This is a genomic window from Pseudomonas sp. NFACC02, from assembly GCF_900110765.1.
Taxonomy (GTDB): domain Bacteria; phylum Pseudomonadota; class Gammaproteobacteria; order Pseudomonadales; family Pseudomonadaceae; genus Aquipseudomonas.
The window spans coordinates 195,905-213,257 of the sequence record NZ_FOEO01000004.1 but is presented as its reverse complement, the minus strand read 5'-3'; the positions used below and the strand labels follow the sequence as shown (position 1 = coordinate 213,257).

Sequence of the window (17,353 nt, the reverse complement as noted above, 5' to 3'; positions counted from 1 at the left end):
CCCGTGATCGGTCAGCGCGTGTCCTCTCCTGCCCTGAGAAGCGCCTGCAGCAACGATGATGCGCCTTCGAAATCCAGCGTTCGAAGGCGCTGATTCAACCGTTCCCACGTGTGTGGGGAACACGGCAAATGATAGTCAGCCAAGGCTTCGATCATCGTCACCCCCCGCAAATTATGACTTTCCAACAGCGGTGCGATTGCCTCCAGATGTTCGCGAAACGCTGGGTACGTCAGGCAGTTCTGCTCGCTGATGCCGGCATCGGAACCGACCATGGCCAGTAATTGTTCGACGTTGCCAGTGGCCACACGCTCGAGCTCTGCAAGGCGCTCGGTTGTCAACAGCCGACTCAGAGGGGACCCCGTCATGCGCTGGAGTTCTCGCTCCAGTTTGCCAGCCAGTGTGCTCAACCCACGCGCGCCCAGGTTGCCTGCGTTGCCCTTGATGGTGTGCAGCACTCGCTTTGCGCCACTGTGATCATCAGTGGCCACGGTCTGCTGTAACGAGGCGATCAAGGCACTTATCTCGGTGCAAAACTGCCGTGAAAGCGTGCCCAGTAACGCGTGATTTCCGCCAAGTCTTGCCAGGATGGATTCAAAAGGTTCGACGTCACCGCCGCCTTGGGTACACAGGGCGGGCAACGGATCATTTGCCCATTGCACGCAACGCTGGAGCGTGGCGACGACGTGAGGCAAGTCGATGGGCTTGGCCAGATGTGCATCCATTCCGGCTGCCAGCGTGGCTTTACGGTCCTCGTCCGAAGCATTGGCTGTCATCGCGATGATGGGCAGGTCACGAAAACGTACGTCGTTGCGTATCCGCCGAGTGGCTTCATAGCCATCGATGTCGGGCATCTGGATATCCATCAACACCGCGTCGAACGCATTCTCGCACTGGTTCAGTCTGGCGATCCCGCTCAGGCCGCCCTCAGCAAGGTCGACTGTGGCGCCCTCTTGTTCAAGCAGCTCCTGGGCAACCAGACGGTTCAGCGCATTGTCCTCGATGACCAGTAATCGCAGGCCCGACAACGCAAATTTACCCGAAGCGAACGGCTCGATGCTCTCGGATGCGGAGGCGTCAACGGTCATCGCGGTATGCACCGCTTCGGCCAGTTGGGCCGGGGTTAACGGCTTGCTGAGCATCGCCCTGAAGGGGCGCTCGTTCGGGGCCAGGCGATGCAGCATGTCGTGGGAATAGGCCGTGATCATCACCACAGCGGGCGTAGGGCTGACGTCTGTCGCTTGAGCAAGCTGTCGTGCCGCCGTCAATCCGTTCATGACCGGCATGTCCCAATCCATCAAAATGACGTCGTAGGGGCGTGTCGCTGCCTGATCCCGAATCCGCTGAAAGGCCGCCGCAGCGCTGTCTGCCGTGTCCACCTCCCACCCCATCCCGTTGACCATCTTCGACAGGATCTGACGGGCGACGTCGTTATCGTCCACCACCAAGAGTCGTAATCCGGCTTTGCCGTTTTTTTTGAGGTTTGAATGCTCAAAGGCAGCGTCCTGTTCAAGCTCGATATCGAACCAGAAACAACTTCCTTTGCCGACTTCGCTGCGGATCCGCAACTCCCCCCCCATCATGGCCACCAGCCGCTTGCAGATGGCCAACCCCAGGCCCGTGCCGCCATAACGGCGCGTGGTGGAAGCCTGCGCCTGGCTGAAGCCCTCGAAGATGTGCGCCAGATGTTCGCGCTGAATGCCGATGCCACTGTCCTCAACCTCGACCCTGATACCCACGCGATCACCTGAGCTCAGGCGTATGAAGCGCACGACCACCTGACCCTGTGGGGTGAACTTCAAGGCATTACCGGCGAGATTGATCAACACCTGCTGCAATCGCAGGCTGTCCCCCATGAGATGAACAGGCAGTGTTGGATCGAGTTCAAACAGGACTTCAGCGGCGGAACGGGACTGGTTACCGACCAGAATCACCGCCAGATCGCGAAGCAGTTGATCGAGATCGAAGGGGTGTATGTCCAGGTGCAGTTTGTTGGCTTCGATTTTCGAATAATCGAGGATGTCGTTAAGCAGGCTCAGCAAAGAACTCGCGGCAGTGCGGGCATTGATTACATACCCTGCCTGCCGACTGTCCAGCCCCGCGTGTGTAAGCAATTGCAGCATCCCCAACACCGCATTGAGCGGTGTCCGGATCTCATGACTCATGTTGGCCAGAAAGGTCGATTTCGCGTCACTGGCGGCGTCAGCCCGCTCTTTTGCCTCCAGCAGACGCGCTTGAAGTTCGCACTGCGCCGTGATGTCGAGGTTGATCCCCGTGACGCGCATCGGTTTTCCGGCGCTGTCGCGTTCCAGATGCGCGCCCGACTGAATCACCCGAATCTGACCTTGGGGACTGACCACCCGAAACGTCTGATCCTCAACGCGCTCACCCGCGGAGATATCCCTGAGACGGTTTTCGATCCTGGCGCGATCATCCGGATGAATGCGCTCCAGCCAATGGGCGAAATGCAGACCCGACTCGCGCAGCTCCAGCGGCTGGAAATAGAAGTCGAACATTCGGTCGTTCCATTGCAGGTCGTCCGCCTCGATGGTCCATGACCAGATACCCAACTGAGCGACCTCAGCCGCCATCAACAACTGGTCGCGGGCGGCGGTCAACTCCTTTTGGACCGCTTCACGCCGGGTGATATCGACCGCAATCCCCAGAAAACCGGTCAACTCACCGAGTTCATCACGGATTTCAGTGGCCATCAGGGTCACGGGAAACTGACTGCCGTCCTTACGCACGAAGGTCCATTCCCGCGTACTGGAGCCGTCTGTGCGACATTGACTGACCAGCGGCTCAAACGTCTCGGTATCCAAGCCGGTCTCATTGCGCAAGGATGCCGATCGCTGCGCGAGCTCTTGCGCCAGATGAAACACATGGGGCGTCGCCCGCCCGACAAGCTCCTGTTCCGAGTAGCCGAGCATCCGTTCAGCCCCCGCGTTGAAGATCTTGATCAGGCCGTCACAGTCGGTCGCGATAATCGCCACCTCGGTGGCGGACCTCAGCACGCTCGACAGCATCAGGTTGGTGTTGCGAAGCTGCGCGGTCCGTTCGGCGATCTGGTCTTCGAGGCCTGCGTTCAGCTCGAGAATCCTGGCTTCCGCTTGCTTCTGCATGGAAATATCACGCACTGTTTTGGAGGCGCCGACGACTTCACCCCGGGCATCGATCAAAGGGGAAATATTGACCGATACGTCAACGAACGACCCGTCTTTGCGGTGCCGTACAGTGTCGAAACTCAAAATCGGAATGCCCTTGGCGATTCGCTGCAGAATGTCACGTTCCTCGCCAATGCGATCCCTGGGTACGACAAGGTCTTCCAGCCGCCTCCCAATGGCCTCCTCGGCTCGATAGCCAAAAATGGTCTGCGCACCGCCGTTCCAACTGGTAATGACACCCTCCAGGGTTTTGCTGATGATTCCGTCGGTAGAGCTTTCGACAATGGCTGCCAGCCGGCTTTGTTCACGCAACAGGCGACTACGGCGGATTGAACTGATGAGCAGCGTCACCCCGCTCGCCGCCAATATCAGCGTAAACAGACTGCCGATGCCGAGCACCAGAGTCGGTGAGACAAGGTGCAGGCTTTTGGCAAAACCCGGCCCGACCCCGAAATGGAAACGCCACAGGCGCCCGTAGACCAGCTTGTCCTCGTCACGGGACATCATCACGTTCGATGCGTCGCAGTCGTGGCCCTTTGAGAAAAAGGCGGGCGCCTGATCGCCATCGGTAATGTCGCTGATGTGCAGGCACACATCGCGCGGTAATTCCATGTCCCGCAACGTTTCGGTGACGATCAGGCCCGTAAACGACCATCCCAACAGCAGTCGTTCACGATCAGGCACAGTGGTCGGACTTGGCACCGAGCGGTAGACCGGCATCAACAACAACATGGACGGCGATGGTTGAACGCCGCTCAGACGCAAGGTGATGGGCGCCGTCAGTTGAGGCTCCCCGCTTCGCATCGCGCGCTCAGCGGCCATACGCCGATTCGGCTCGGAGCCGATGTCCAGCCCCAGTCCGCTGTTGTTTTGCGGGGCAGGCTCGATGTACTGGATGATGTAGCGCTCGCCAGCACGCGGCTCGAATTGCTGAAGCGTGACGGCCGCATCCGCCTCCTTCTGCACACTGCTCAGGAAGGCCTGCAGTTCGCTCTCCGGCACCCTGCGGATGAAGCCAAACCCGCGGGCACCGTCAAACTCGGAATCGGCGCCCTCCCCCTGAAGGTAACGAACGAATAACGCGTGGTCGAAGCCATCCGATTCGGTCGCGGCAACCGCAACCGCCCCGCGCACTCCCCTTAACCCATATTGATAATCGGCCATGCGCTTGAGCACGTAGCCTCTGGCATTCTGCGTCGCCTTGTCCACTGCGGTGTTGAGCTCATACTCGGTGGATTTTCTCACCACCTGGTAGATCATTACCGTCACAGTGATGCCGATGGCCACGATGACGGCCACACAGACCGCTGCTTCACGAAAACTCTTGATCAGCCGCACAAAGAGCTGCCTCTGAATAGGGGGAGACTACAACCTGCTAAAGCCCGGTCACCGTCGTCGGCGGCGCATTCAGGTATTCCGTCATCTGAGTACGTGGCAGAGGTCGGCAATACCAGAAGCCCTGCATCACCTCACAGCCCAGTCGCTGAAGGAGCCGGGCATGTTCCGGCGTCTCGACGCCCTCCGCGATCAACTGCAAGTCCAGTGCATGCGCCAGCTGGATGATGGTTTCGACGATGGCCGCGTCACGGGGATGATCCAGCATTTGCCGGACGAAGCTTTGATCGATCTTCAGCACATCCAGAGGCAGACGTTTAAGGTACGCCAGGCTCGAATAACCGGTGCCGAAATCATCAACGGAAATGCGCACGCCTTGAGCGCGCAGGCGCTCGAGTAGCTGACAGGTCTGATCGACATCCCCCGCCAGCACGCCCTCGGTGATTTCCAGCTCGAGCTGACCGGCCATCAAATCGTTGCGCAGCATCGCCTGCTGGATCATGTCCTCGAAACGGCGGTGGTGAAACTGGGCAGGAGAAATATTGACGCTGACGCTGATCTCGTGTCCTTGCGCACGCCAATGGCTGACCGCCCGACACGCCTCCTCGAGCACATACTCGCCCAGCGGAACGATCAGCCCACTTGCTTCTGCCAATGGAATAAAGCGGTCGGGAGGGATCATGCTCCCGTCAGCCTGCGGCCAGCGCACCAGCGCCTCGACGCCAACCACACGGTGCAGCCGCGGATTGACCTTGGCCTGATAGAAAACCTCGAGTCGCCGGTTGTCCAGTGCATTACGAAGGTCACGCTCCATTTGATGATGGGCGCGAACGCTGTCGTTGATCGAGGCATTGAAAAAACGGTACTCGCCACGCCCTGCCTGCCTCGCCTGGTAAAGCGCAGCACCGGCGTGCTCATGCAGCGTCCTGGCATCGTCACTGTCGTCCGGGAATACGCTGATGCCGACGTTGCCGATCAGGTCGTAACGCGTGTTGGCAATCATGATGGGCGCGCCGACGGCGTCGAGCACTCTCTGCGCGCAATGCCCAAGATCATCGAGGGTCTGACAAGACAGCGCCAACATCATGAACCGCTGCCCTCCGGCGCGCGCCGCCGTGTCGGGCGCGGCGCAACAGCCCACCAGACGCTTGGCGACTTCCTGAAGCAAAGCATCGCCCACCGCGTGCCCCTCGGCATCGTTGAGCGGCTTGAAATTTTCCAGGTCCAGAGAAAGCAGCCCGATCCGGGCCGGCCGTTCTCGCGTGTTCTCCAACGCCTGGCTGACCCGGTCCATGAGCAGCGTCCGGTTAGGAAGATTCGTGAGCGAGTCGTAATAAGCGAGTTGCCTCACCGCGCGACCGTGCTTGATGTTGGCTTCCACCCTTGCCCTGGCGACCGGCAGATTGATCGGCTTGTGCAGAAAGTCCGCACCACCCAGTTTCAAGCCGCGCAGTTCGTTTTCGGTCTGCTGGTGTGAGGTGACGAAAATGACTGCCGCGTGCGCAAGCTTGGGGTCTGCCTTGATCTGTTCGCAAACCGAGTATCCGTCCATGAACGGCATTTCGATGTCCAGCAGGATCACTTCAGGCCGGTACTTTCGGGCCAGTTGAAGCGCGGTGGATCCGTTCGTGGCGATGTACACATCACCCAGGCCTTCCAATGCCTGTCCTAGCACGCGAAGGTCGCTGACCTGATCATCGACCAGCAAAATAATAGGTAGATCCAGCATCATGCCCTCCCTGTGCCGTCCTTTGCCATGAACAGGTTAGACCAGCATTGAACGCCAAGCGTGTCCAATGCGTCACTATCGGGCAACAAAGTGTCGACGAGCGTACTACGCGGCATTGTGTCTTGACCTCTGCCGGCCCTGGCCGGTGACTGACCGGTGCCAATCATCACGAATCAGACGGCAAAACGACTGACGAGGCGGTTCAGATCCACTGCCAGTTGCGACAACTCCTGACTCGCGGTCGCCGTTTGCTGAGCCGTCGAGGCGCTCTGGACCGAGAGATCACGAATGCTGACGAGGTTTTCATCCACGGAACGAGCCACCTGTGCCTGCTCTTGCGACGCGGCGGCGATCAGCAGGTTTCGCTCGTTGATGTCGGAGATGGCCGCCGTGATTTCGCTGATCGCCACGCCTGCATCCTGGGCCGTGGACAAGGTGATCTGCGCTTCTTCATTGCTGCGGCGCATGGAGTGAACCGCGTTGCCTGAGTCCTTCTGGATGTCCTGGATCATTTTTTCGATTTCTTGTGTGGAGGCCTGGGTGCGATGCGCCAGCGCACGGACTTCGTCAGCGACCACCGCAAAGCCACGGCCCTGCTCGCCGGCGCGAGCGGCTTCAATGGCAGCGTTGAGCGCAAGCAGGTTGGTCTGTTCCGCAATCGATCCGATGACATCCAGTACTTTGGCGATGTCTTGTGTCTTGCCTGCCAGGCCCTCCACTTCCAGACAGGTCTGCTTGACGCTGGCACTGAGTTTTTCGATGGAGGTGATGGTGTGCCCGACTCGCGCCTGGCCGGTCACCGCCGAGCGTTCCGACATCTGGGTCGATTGTGAAGCGGAGGACGCATTGCGTGCCACTTCCTCGACGGCAGCGGTCATCTGATTCACCGCCGTAGCGGCCATTTCGGTTTCCACGCTCTGTTGTCGCGCACCTTGGGTGCTTTCTTGCGTAATCGAACTCATCTCTTCAGCCGCCGACGCCAACTGTCCGGAAGAATGAGCAATATGTTCGATCGTCTCTCTTAAATTGATACGCATCTTCGCCGTTGCACTTTGAAGCTCGGTCAATTCGTCGGCACCGTTCACTTCAACCGCGACGCTTAAATTCCCGTCGGCGATGTTCCGGGTTGCACCCAACAGTGCATGCACTGGGTTCACGATACTGCGCGTAAACAACATGGCTACGATAACCGTCAGCACGATAGCGGCGATAATCATAAACAGCACCGTATACTTGCCAAGCTGATAGTCGGTCTGAGCATCGAAGCTGGAGGTGTCTGCGCCGCTTTCGTTCGCTTTGATCAGCGACTCAACCTTCTCCTGCAACACCGCGCCGTATTGTGTGAGGTCACTGAGGAAACGGCCTGGATCGCTATCGGTCTGGGTTTTGCCGAGCCTTGGCAACTGATCACTGACCCTGGCGAATTGTTGCACCGCTTGCTTCACTTCCCCATAAAGGGCACGCTCTTCAGGACTGGATATCAGCGTTTCGTAGGCATCCGTTTCAACCTGCAAATTCAACTTGAGCCGATCAAGCTTTTCGAGCGATTCAGCGCTGAGCCGGCCTTCCTCCATGACGAAGCGGCGAGCCCCCAGTTGGTACAAAAAACCCGCCGTCTCGATTTTTCCGGCTTGACGCACACCCGGAAGCCAACTGTCCCGCAATGCGTCCACCGATTTGACGATGCCCCGCATTTCATAGAGCGCGCTGACCCCCAGAACGATCAGCAGTGAACAGATCACTCCAAACGCCAGTATCGCCCTGGACCTTAACCGCAAACTTCTTACGCCCATGACCGTCACCTTGTGGTTCTTATTGTGGTGGTTATTGTTGCTTCAACACGCACATAACCATGACATCACATGGCCATCACTGTGTCAGGCTATTTGTGAAAAATAGATGAAAACGGGCGGCAGGCACTTAGTCTTTAGTCTTACTTTGGCTATTGTAAGGCGGCTCATCATGAGCAGACTAATTATTGATTCTGGTCAATTAAACTGCCTTATTTTTCTTTTAAATAGCAAACTAACGAAAAACCAGGCGCTTCTTCAGATGACGCACCAAGGCGTGCTGTCAGTCTGTGTTAGTTCGTGCACCGTTGAAGAATAAAAAAGCGGCTTAAGCATCAATAGACAGGACGTCCGTTGACACTCAAAAGGAATGAATCGTAAGCACCAGGGCAGCGGGCGATAAGCAGGCTGAACGAAACCGCGTGAAAGCAAGCATTCATTCACGGGGCTTCGCCTGCGTCGAGCCCCCAGCGTTGCGACAGCCGCGTCAGCTCGACTGTCGCCACCTAGGCCCTTGACCGTCAGAGGCTCGTTGCCGGAGGAAACTCGATCACGATACGGCTGGCGACACCCCCATGTTCAAGCCGTTCGAACACGTCATTGATCGCGCTAAGCGGCTGCAGCTCGACATCTGCCTTGACCTTGCCGGCCGCCGCGAATGCCAATGCTTCGGCCATGTCCTGTCGGGTGCCCACGAACGAACCGCGAACGGTGATGCAGTTGGCCACGACGTCGAACAGCGGCATTGGAAACTCTCCAGGCGGCAGCCCCACCAGCACGCAGGTGCCATGTTTACGGGTCATCGCGACGCCCTGCCGGAAGGCGCTCAGCGACGGCGCCGTGATCAGCACGCCATGGGCGCCTCCGCCCGTCGCGGCCTGTACGGCTTCGACGGCGTCATCATCCCGCGCATTGACGACCGCATCGGCCCCCAAGCGGCGAGCATGGGCCAGTTTTTCGTCATCGATATCGACCGCGCACACCTGCAAGCCCATGGCTTTGGCGTACTGGACCGCCAGATGCCCTAATCCACCCGCGCCTGAAATGACTATCCACTGACCCGGCCTGACGTCGGCTTCCTTGATGCCTTTGTACGACGTCACCCCGGCACAAATGATCGGCGCGGCTTCGCGTGCATCCAGCCCGGCAGGAATATGCGCCACATAGTTCGGGTCCGCCAGGATGTATTCCGCGAATCCACCATTCTGGGTATAGCCGCCGAATTTCGCGTCAGCGCACACCGGTTCCCGAGCGCTCAGGCAGTATTCACAGTGGCCGCACGCTGAATAAAGCCACGGCACGCCAACGCGCTCGCCCATCTGGACACTGCTGACCCCTGCGCCAATGGCCACGACGGTCCCGATGCCTTCGTGCCCGGGTACAAAAGGCAGCGACGGTTTGACTGGCCAATCGCCGCGGGCCGCGTGCAGGTCGGTGTGGCATACACCGCACGCTTCCGTTCGCACCAGGATCTGTCCCGCGCCAGGCTCAGGGATCGGCAATTGGCGCAGGACCAAAGGCCTGTCGAACGCTTCGACAACTGCCGCCTGCATCGTGTTATTCATCGCTTTGCTCCTCTCATGTCGATATAAAGGTTCGGTGCCCCCGCGCCGGGCTCAGGCATCGGTAAACGGTTGGGCCCTGAGGTGGCCTCTAGCCAATGGCGGCGGTTGCTGCGACTCACTGAAGTCCGGGGTCCATTGCCAATTACGGATCTCCGGTAGATCTTCGAAGTGCTCGCGAATCCAGACGAAGTGGCGACGCAGTTGCTCCTCGAAAAACGACACCGCCTCCGAGGCCTGTTCACGCAAACGCGGGACGTGGGCGAGCGCGTCGATCGCCAACTGAAAACGGCTCATGTTATTGAGCACCACCATGTCGAACGGCGTCGTGGTGGTGCCACGGTCGCTGAAACCACGAACGTGAAAGCGTGCCTCGTTCGCCCGCCCGTGGACCATCGAATGAATCACCCAGGTCGATCCGTGAAACGCGAACATCACCGGTGCTTCGGCGGTAAACAGCGCTTCGAACGATGCCTGGTCGAAACCGTGAGGTCGTACCTGCGGTGCGCTGAGCACGCCCAGGTCAACCACGTTGACCAGCCGGACCCGAATCCCGGGAACATGCTTTTGCAACAGCCAGCTGGCGGCCACGGCTTCGGTGGTCGGAACATCCCCGGCGCAAGCCAGCACGACGTCGGGAGCCAGATGCGTGTCGTTGCTCGCGAAGGGCCATATCGAGGCACCGCGTGAGCAGTGCGCCCGTGCCTGTTCCGGGCTCAGCCATTGAAAGTCCGGTTGTTTGCCACAGGTGATGACGTTGATGCAGTTGCGGCTGCGCAGGCAGTGGTCGAAGACGTTGACCAGGCAATTTGAATCCGGCGGGTAATACACGCGTATCACATCGGACCGGCGCTGCAGCACGTTGTCGACGAAACCAGTGGATTGATGGCTGAACCCGTTGTGATCGTTGCGCCAGGCGTGGCTGGTCAGGAAGATGTTCAGCGATGCCAACGGGCGCCGCCAGGCATACTCTTTGCTCTGCTGCAGCCATTTGGCATGTTGGGTAACCATCGAATCGACCGTCTGGGCGAAGGCCTCGTAGGTTGACCACATGCCGTGGCGCCCGGTCAGCAGATACCCTTCGAGCCAGCCCTCGCACAGGTGCTCGCTGAGCACCTCCATGACGCGGCCATCCGGGGCGAGGTGATCGTCGATGTCGAGGCAGGGACCGGCAGCCGTCCGGTCGCTGGCCTCGAACACGGCATTGAGCCGATTGGAGTTGGTTTCGTCAGGCCCGAACACCCTGAAATTGTCCGGGTTGTTGTGCATGACATCCCGTAGATACTCACCCAGTTTGCGCGGTGCCTCCGCGATCACCTGCCCGGGCTGCGGGACTTCAAGACCGTAGTTGGCAAAGTCCGGCAGATCCAGCGCAACCAGCCGCCGCCCACCATTGACGCTGGCCACGGCCCCCATGCGTAACGGGGCTGGAGGCGTCAGCGCTTGCAATTCCTGGAACAGCACGCCCTCTTCGTCGAACAGGGACTGCGGCGCGTAACTGCGCATCCACGCTTCCAGTTGCTGCAAATGTTCCGGGTTGCTCGCGACATGGGCGAGCGGCACCTGGTGCGCGCGAAAGGTACCCTCTACGGGCAATCCGTCGACCACTTTTGGCCCGGTCCAGCCCTTCGGACTGCGCAGGATGATCATTGGCCAGCGTGCCCGGACCGCCCCGCCCCGTGACCGGGCGTCTCGCTGGATGTGCCGGATGCTGTCGTAGCAGGCGTCGAGTGCCGCCGCAAAGCGTTGGTGCATGCCCGGCAGGTCGTCACCCGCCACAATAACGGGCTGGTAGCCACGCCCTCGATAGAGATCCATCAGATCCGCGTCGGCCAGCCGGGCTTCCACTGTCGGCCCGGAGATCTTGTAGCCGTTGAGGTGGAGAATCGGCAACACCGCGCCGTCGCGCCTGGGGTCGAGAAAATGAACACTTTTCCAGCTGCCCTCCAGCGGGCACGTCTCTGCTTCACCGTCGCCGATGACGCAGGCGACCAACAGGTCCGGATTATCGAAGGCCGCCCCGAACGCATGCATCAGTGAATACCCCAGCTCCCCGCCCTCGTGCAGCGAATTGGGGGTATGGGGCCCGCAGTGGCTGGGTACGCCGCCGGGGGTCGAAAAACTCCGGAACAGCCGGAGCATGCCGGCTTCATCGCGGGTAATGGTCGGGTGGACTTCGCTGTAGGTTCCCTCAAGCCAGGCACAGGCATTCATGGAAGGGCCGCCGTGACCGGGGCCAGAAACAAAGATCGTTTCGACGCCATGGTTGCGGATCAGTCGATTCAAATGGACGTAAATGAAGTTCTGCCCGACAGAGGTCCCCCAGTGACCCAACAGACGCGGCTTGATGTGCTCGGGTCGTAGAGGCTCTCGCAACAACGCATTGGCTTTCAGGTAAATCTGGCCGACGCACAAATAATTGGCGGCGCTCCAATAGCGATGAAGACCTGCAAGGCTTTCGGCATCGAGCGGTTCAACGTTTGCGGGGCCGGGCGTGGGAGACGGCTCAGCGGTTTCCGTTCGGTCCGCGCTGGATAGCAGAGCATTGAAGCGATACATGGCAACTCCGTGTGGGCGCGGTGCGACGCGTGGCGCGCAGGCAAGTCATCGATAAGGTAGTCAGTCGCTCTCGCGAAGCGCCCGCAGGGCGTGGCGAGCCATCATCAGGTTTTCATCGGTGGGAATGACCCAGGCCGACACCGCGCTCTCTGGCCGAGAGAGTCGGACAGGCCCCTCGCGGGCGTCAGCAGGCATCGGCTGCAAACCTAGCCACCGGCAGCCTTCCAGGATCGCGTTACGCACGCCGATCGCGTGTTCGCCGATGCCCGCCGTAAGCACGAGTGCATCAAGCCCCCCCAGGGCCGCTGCCATGGTGCCGATTTCACGGACAACGCTGTGCACGAACAACGCGATCGCCTGTCTGGCTTCGGGGGCTGGACTGCTGGCGAGCACTCGCATGTCGCTGCCGATCCCGCCTGACACCCCAAGCAACCCACATTCGTGATACAGCAGGTGTTCAAGCGCCTTCAGGCTCAGGCCCCGTTCGCGCATCAGATACAGCAATACGCCGGGGTCCAGACGCCCGGGCCGCGTCCCCATCAGCAGCCCGTCGAGCGTCGAGAAACCCATGGTGGTCGCCCGGCTCACGCCCTTCTCCATGGCGCACAGGCTCGCGCCGTTGCCCAGATGAGCGACGATCGTGCGCCCTTGCGCGGCCTGTTCGTCGCAGTCCGGCAGGACGCTGGCGATGTACTCATAGGACAAACCATGAAACCCATAGCGACGCACGCCTTGTTCGGTCAGTGCGCGGGGCAACCCATAGGTGTATTCCTCAGGATCAAGTGTTTGATGAAACGCGGTGTCGAAACAGGCGAATTGCGGCAGGTCCGGATGCTCATCGAGGAGATAACTGATGGGCAACAGACACTGCCCCTGATGCAGCGGCGCCAATGGCGTCAGCGCTTCCATTTCCGCCATGAGCTGTGGGTCGACGCGACACACGGCGTCTGCCCGTAGGCCGCCATGAACGACCCGATGGGCCGCGGCGCAAATGTGCCAGTCGTTGTGTTTCTCAATCCACTGCATCAGGTTCAGCAGCGTTCCCTGCCGTGAAGACGCGGCGCCACGCGGCCACTGCTGCTGATCCAGCGAAGCGCTGCCAGTACGCCTGAACACCAGACTTGAACGTTCGGGCGTGAGCTCGAAAATACCCTGCCCGTAACACCGTGGACGGGAGCCGCTGTCCGCAATGGCCGCGTACAGGGAGAACTTCATGCCGGAAGAACCTGCATTGAGGACCAGCAGCACCTGGCGCGACGTATCCGTCATGGGTTTCTCCCTGAACAATTCTCAACGCTCGGCCCGATCACCGGTGGTCAGTCTCCCTTTGTACCGACAGGCAGTATTGATCTGGATCAGAAACAAACGACATACGTGGCGTAAACAGACGATGCCGCCCCTATTTCCGGCGGATAAATCGAGGACAGCCCTATGACTACCCTGCCCCATGACGCATCGAACCATGAGTCTTCAATGCCCAGCGTGAGGACCCGCCACTGGGTGGATCCTTTGACTGACGGCACACACATTCTGATTCGCCCCCTGGAAGCCAAGGACCGTGAAAGGGAGTTCGCCTTCATCACAAGTCTTTCACCGGAATCCAGACACTTCCGCTTCCTCAGCACGATCAAGGAGCCCGGCGAACCGCTGATGAATCAGTTGATGGACGTCGATTACCGGCTGCGCATGGCGTATGTCGCACTCACCATGGAGGATGGGCAGTTGATTGAAATCGGGGTTGCGCGTTATGCGGCCGCGCCGGGCGACCGCGAATGCGAGTCGGCGGTCGTGGTTGCCGATCAATGGCAGCGCAAAGGCCTGGCCAAAAGGCTGATGGAGCATTTGATCGACGCGGCGAAAGCCAATGGATTCGAGTACATGATGTCGATGGACAGCTCAGCGAATACCCACATGCATCGACTGGCGCAGGACCTGGGTTTCGAGTGCCACACAGACCCGCTGGATGCCACTCAGGTCGTGTATCGCCTGAAACTGACGTGATCCCTGCACCAGGCGCCGCCCTCTTATCCGAGGGCGGCGCCTGCCATCCGCTTCAGGCTTCAGGGGCAGACGGTTTTACGGTCAGCAGGCTGCAGGGCACGTGATACGCCACTTGTTCGGTGGTGCTGCCAAGCAGTCTGAGAGTGTGGCGACGATGGACCGTCCCCATGACCACAACGTCGATCCCCTCCGAACGGACCAGGGCTTCGATCTGTTTGGCCGGGCTGCCCATCATCAGATGCTGACGGTTCCCGGGAACCCCGAATCGCTCCACCAGCTTACGAAAGGCCAACGCGTCGGCGTCATACAGCTGTTGCGCGAGGACCGAAGAGAAGCCGTCATAGCCGCCGGAGGCAAAGACGTAGGACAGATCGTAGGCGTACACCAGGTGAAGTTCGGCATCGCATTGCGCGGCCAGTTTTTCGGCGGCGGTGATGATTTCCCCATTGATGTCATCGAACTGCTCGTCAGGGCGAAACGGATCGACGGCTGCCAGTACTTTGCGCGGTTTTGCATGCGTCAGACGGGATACCAGGTGCAGAGGCACCGGGCATTCATACAGCAGGCGCAAGTCCAGGGAGGTGAACATGGCACGGGTTATCCATGACTCATGCTCCAGATCCTTGATGACCAGCGAAGGATTGAGTTCACGGATATGCACCATGATTTCCGTGAACGCCCGCATGACCCATACCACTTCAGTGGTAACCCGCACGCCCGTTTGACGAATGCTCTCTGCCTGCTCCTCCAGCCAGTCCCGATGTCGCTGAACATAGCCCTCGCGCATTTGCACCAGCGCCTCTTCGTTCACCAGGCCCGCCGTTGCCAGGCCGTCGACGTAGTCGAACGCGACGATGTGCAGTGGAGCCTCCTTGGCCTTGGCCAGCGCCCCTGCTCGCTCAAAGGCTGGCGTTTTATGCATGATGGGTGAAGCAATCAACATCAAGCGTTCTGACTCGACCATTTGACACCTCCAGCAGCATCCACAGAGAGTGAGCCCGCCACGGCAAGGCTCGGGATTCAGGTCGCTTTATGATCATCCCGGGGCTGCGTCGTGACTTGATTTATGTCAGCCGGCCCTCGATAGCGCCGCCCTTTCGGAAGGTTTCAGGCGGCGCGCGGGGCGAATGTCCGATGGAAGGTAGGGGCCTGCGCGCGAAACGTTGATCTGGATCACTGTTTTCAGCCTGCGCGCCCGGACACTGGAGGGTGATGCGATTGCATCCCGATGGACACACCTCAAACTCAGGGGACGTGAATCCTTCCAGACGGATGCCTGGATAGACCCGTTCTGTCGCCCCTTATAACGAGCGGCTCGAACACCCGTCCCCATTGATCCAGAATGCCTGCTGCAAGGGCAGGACTGTGTTAAACCTTTCTTAGCCCTGCTAATCAAGGAATACCGTCATGGAAGCACGATCGATCATTGCGCCGAAGATGCAGCTCAAGACAGTGTGTTCCAATTGCTCCGTTCGTGAGCTGTGCCTGTCGGTAGGCATGAGTGTCAGCGACGCCACGCGTCTCTCTGACATCATCCCGCAGCGAATCAAAGTCAAAAAGGGCGCTGCGCTGTATCACGCGGGCGACCCTTTACGTTCGCTCTATGCAGTGCGGTTCGGTTTCTTTAAAACGACGATCATTTCAGAAGACGGTCGAGAGCAACTCACCGGCTTTCAGATGGCCGGTGAAATGCTGGGGATCGACGCGATCAGCGACGACCGCCATGTGTGCGATGCCATCGCGCTGGAAGACAGCGAGGTCTGCCCGATCCAGTTCAGCGAACTGGAGAAGCTGTCTCGGGAACTGCCTTCGCTCCAGCATAACCTCAACCGTATCCTGAGCCAGGAGATCGTCCGGGACCATGAGATGCTGCTGCTGATGGGGAACCTGAACGCAGAAGAGCGGATGGCCGCGTTCCTCCTCAATCTGTCCAACCGCATGAAACATCGGGGCTACTCGCCGACCGCGTTCGTGTTGCGCATGACCCGCGAGGACATCGGTTCCTACCTGGGATTACGCCTGGAAACCATTTGCCGGGCCATTGCCTACTTGCGTGACAATGCGATTGTCAGGGTTTCCGGCCGCGCGGTGGAAATCCTCGATCTTGAACGCCTGAAGCAGCTCATCAACGGCTGCACTCAGCGCGCGCAGCCGCTGTGAATCAAAGGTCCTCGCTTCCCTGACGAGCCTTCACAATCAATACGCTACACGGTGCGTGACCCAGCAACGCCTCGGCGGTATTGCCCATGATCAGGGGCAGGTTGTGCCGAGGCAACGTGCCCACCACCAACAGATCAAACTCATTCTGCCGGGCGAAACCATTAATGGTGGAAATTGGCGTACCTGTCAGGAAGTGACGGTGCCTGGGATCGATTCCATGGCGCGCGCACAACCGTGCGAACGCCTCTTCGTGGGCATCGCTCAATGCCTCCTCGAACCCGCTTTCGATGGGCATGCCCAGGCGCGGCATCCCTGCGGCGTAAATGGCCGACCAGTCGTAGACGTAAAGCGCATGCACCGCTGCGCCGGTCTGCCGGCCCAGTTCGGTCGCTTCCAGTAATATCGCGTCGTTCAGGCGCAGATCCATGTCGTCGGCCCGGTAGAGGTTCACCGCCGCCAGAACCTTGCGGGGCAATGCGTGATGGTTCGGGGTCACCAGTTGCACAGGGCACTGGCACTCCTGAAGCAGGTGCCAGTCCAGCGGCGTAGAAAACACGCGCTTGAGAACCGATTCATGGTGTACGTCCTTGATCAGCATCGCCGGTTGCATCGACGCCAGGCAATGGCTGATTTCTTCGGCCACCCGATCGCTCCACATCACATGAACGCTGCAATCCAGGCCTCGCTTACGCTCGTACACGGCTTCGTCTTCCAGCCACCGGCGGTGAGTCAGCAGGTAACTGTCGCGCAGCGTCGCCAGAATCTCCTGATTGAAGAACCCGAGTACCTCAAGGACCCGAATGTAATCCACCGCAAGGATCCGTAAACCGCAGTGGCAGGCCTCGGCCATTGCGACCGCGCGCTCGAATGCCGGCGTGCGCTGCATTCTGGAAGACGCGATCAAAAGAAGCTGTGCAGGATCGTCCATAGCCACCTCGGGGGAGACAGGATGTTGTGAGTGAGGCTCAACGTCTGTCGTTCCGCGCTCTGCAGCCAGTGTGACCAGCCTTCAAGGGGGCTCTCTGATGTAGATCAAAAAAACCACGGGTGGCCACA

At 59.6% G+C, this 17,353-nt stretch carries 10 protein-coding genes; 2 read left to right on the top strand and 8 right to left on the bottom strand.

Going from position 1 to position 17,353, the window contains the following annotated elements:
• Window positions 1–11: 11 nt before the first annotated feature.
• From BMY73_RS05975 to BMY73_RS05950, 6 genes are all read right to left on the bottom strand, one after another.
• Entirely contained in the window at window positions 12–4,499 is a 4,488-nt protein-coding gene (locus BMY73_RS05975; RefSeq protein WP_256570909.1) for a PAS domain-containing hybrid sensor histidine kinase/response regulator, read from the bottom strand.
• Between the two features lie 37 nt (window positions 4,500–4,536).
• The gene (locus tag BMY73_RS05970) at window positions 4,537–6,225 is read right to left on the bottom strand and encodes a GGDEF/EAL domain-containing response regulator (protein WP_256570908.1); all 1,689 of its coding nucleotides are present in this window, start codon (window positions 6,223–6,225) and stop codon (window positions 4,537–4,539) included.
• A gap of 173 nt (window positions 6,226–6,398) precedes the next feature.
• Window positions 6,399–8,018: a methyl-accepting chemotaxis protein gene (locus BMY73_RS05965; RefSeq protein ID WP_062381628.1), complete on the bottom strand. Its 1,620-nt coding sequence runs from the start codon at window positions 8,016–8,018 to the stop codon at window positions 6,399–6,401.
• Window positions 8,019–8,536: 518 nt separating this feature from the next.
• Window positions 8,537–9,580, bottom strand: coding sequence for an alcohol dehydrogenase AdhP (gene adhP, locus BMY73_RS05960; RefSeq protein ID WP_062381630.1), 1,044 nt, complete (start codon window positions 9,578–9,580; stop codon window positions 8,537–8,539).
• 51 nt (window positions 9,581–9,631) lie between these two features.
• The gene (locus BMY73_RS05955; protein WP_062381632.1) at window positions 9,632–12,136 is read right to left on the bottom strand and encodes a phosphoketolase family protein; all 2,505 of its coding nucleotides are present in this window, start codon (window positions 12,134–12,136) and stop codon (window positions 9,632–9,634) included.
• A 60-nt stretch (window positions 12,137–12,196) separates the two neighbouring features.
• Complete coding sequence (locus BMY73_RS05950; protein WP_092405737.1) at window positions 12,197–13,405, bottom strand: acetate/propionate family kinase; 1,209 nt, start codon at window positions 13,403–13,405, stop codon at window positions 12,197–12,199.
• Window positions 13,406–13,567: 162 nt separating this feature from the next.
• Between BMY73_RS05950 and BMY73_RS05945 the strand changes: the two genes are divergently transcribed.
• Window positions 13,568–14,137: a GNAT family N-acetyltransferase gene (locus BMY73_RS05945; RefSeq protein WP_092405735.1), complete on the top strand. Its 570-nt coding sequence runs from the start codon at window positions 13,568–13,570 to the stop codon at window positions 14,135–14,137.
• Between the two features lie 52 nt (window positions 14,138–14,189).
• Here BMY73_RS05945 and BMY73_RS05940 read toward each other — a convergent pair whose 3' ends face one another.
• Window positions 14,190–15,101 carry a universal stress protein gene (locus tag BMY73_RS05940; protein ID WP_256570906.1) on the bottom strand — a complete coding sequence of 304 codons (912 nt, stop codon included), beginning with the start codon at window positions 15,099–15,101 and terminating at the stop codon, window positions 14,190–14,192.
• Window positions 15,102–15,544: 443 nt separating this feature from the next.
• Between BMY73_RS05940 and fnr the strand changes: the two genes are divergently transcribed.
• Window positions 15,545–16,297, top strand: coding sequence for a fumarate/nitrate reduction transcriptional regulator Fnr (gene fnr / locus BMY73_RS05935; protein ID WP_092405733.1), 753 nt, complete (start codon window positions 15,545–15,547; stop codon window positions 16,295–16,297).
• A gap of 1 nt (window position 16,298) precedes the next feature.
• On the opposite strand, the gene BMY73_RS05930 is transcribed toward fnr, so the two are convergent.
• Window positions 16,299–17,225, bottom strand: coding sequence for a universal stress protein (locus BMY73_RS05930; RefSeq protein ID WP_092405731.1), 927 nt, complete (start codon window positions 17,223–17,225; stop codon window positions 16,299–16,301).
• Window positions 17,226–17,353 lie beyond the last annotated feature (128 nt).

Excerpts from the sequence above, each read along its gene's own strand:
- BMY73_RS05930 (WP_092405731.1), bottom strand. The coding sequence starts at position 17,225 with ATGGACGATCCTGCACAGCTTCTTTTGATCGCGTCTTCCAGAATGCAG.
- BMY73_RS05945 (WP_092405735.1), top strand. The coding sequence starts at position 13,568 with ATGACTACCCTGCCCCATGACGCATCGAACCATGAGTCTTCAATGCCC.
- BMY73_RS05950 (WP_092405737.1), bottom strand. The coding sequence starts at position 13,405 with ATGACGGATACGTCGCGCCAGGTGCTGCTGGTCCTCAATGCAGGTTCT.
- BMY73_RS05965 (WP_062381628.1), bottom strand. The coding sequence starts at position 8,018 with ATGGGCGTAAGAAGTTTGCGGTTAAGGTCCAGGGCGATACTGGCGTTT.
- adhP (WP_062381630.1), bottom strand. The coding sequence starts at position 9,580 with ATGAATAACACGATGCAGGCGGCAGTTGTCGAAGCGTTCGACAGGCCT.
- fnr (WP_092405733.1), top strand. The coding sequence starts at position 15,545 with ATGGAAGCACGATCGATCATTGCGCCGAAGATGCAGCTCAAGACAGTG.
- BMY73_RS05955 (WP_062381632.1), bottom strand. The coding sequence starts at position 12,136 with ATGTATCGCTTCAATGCTCTGCTATCCAGCGCGGACCGAACGGAAACC.
- BMY73_RS05940 (WP_256570906.1), bottom strand. The coding sequence starts at position 15,101 with ATGGTCGAGTCAGAACGCTTGATGTTGATTGCTTCACCCATCATGCAT.
- BMY73_RS05970 (WP_256570908.1), bottom strand. The coding sequence starts at position 6,225 with ATGCTGGATCTACCTATTATTTTGCTGGTCGATGATCAGGTCAGCGAC.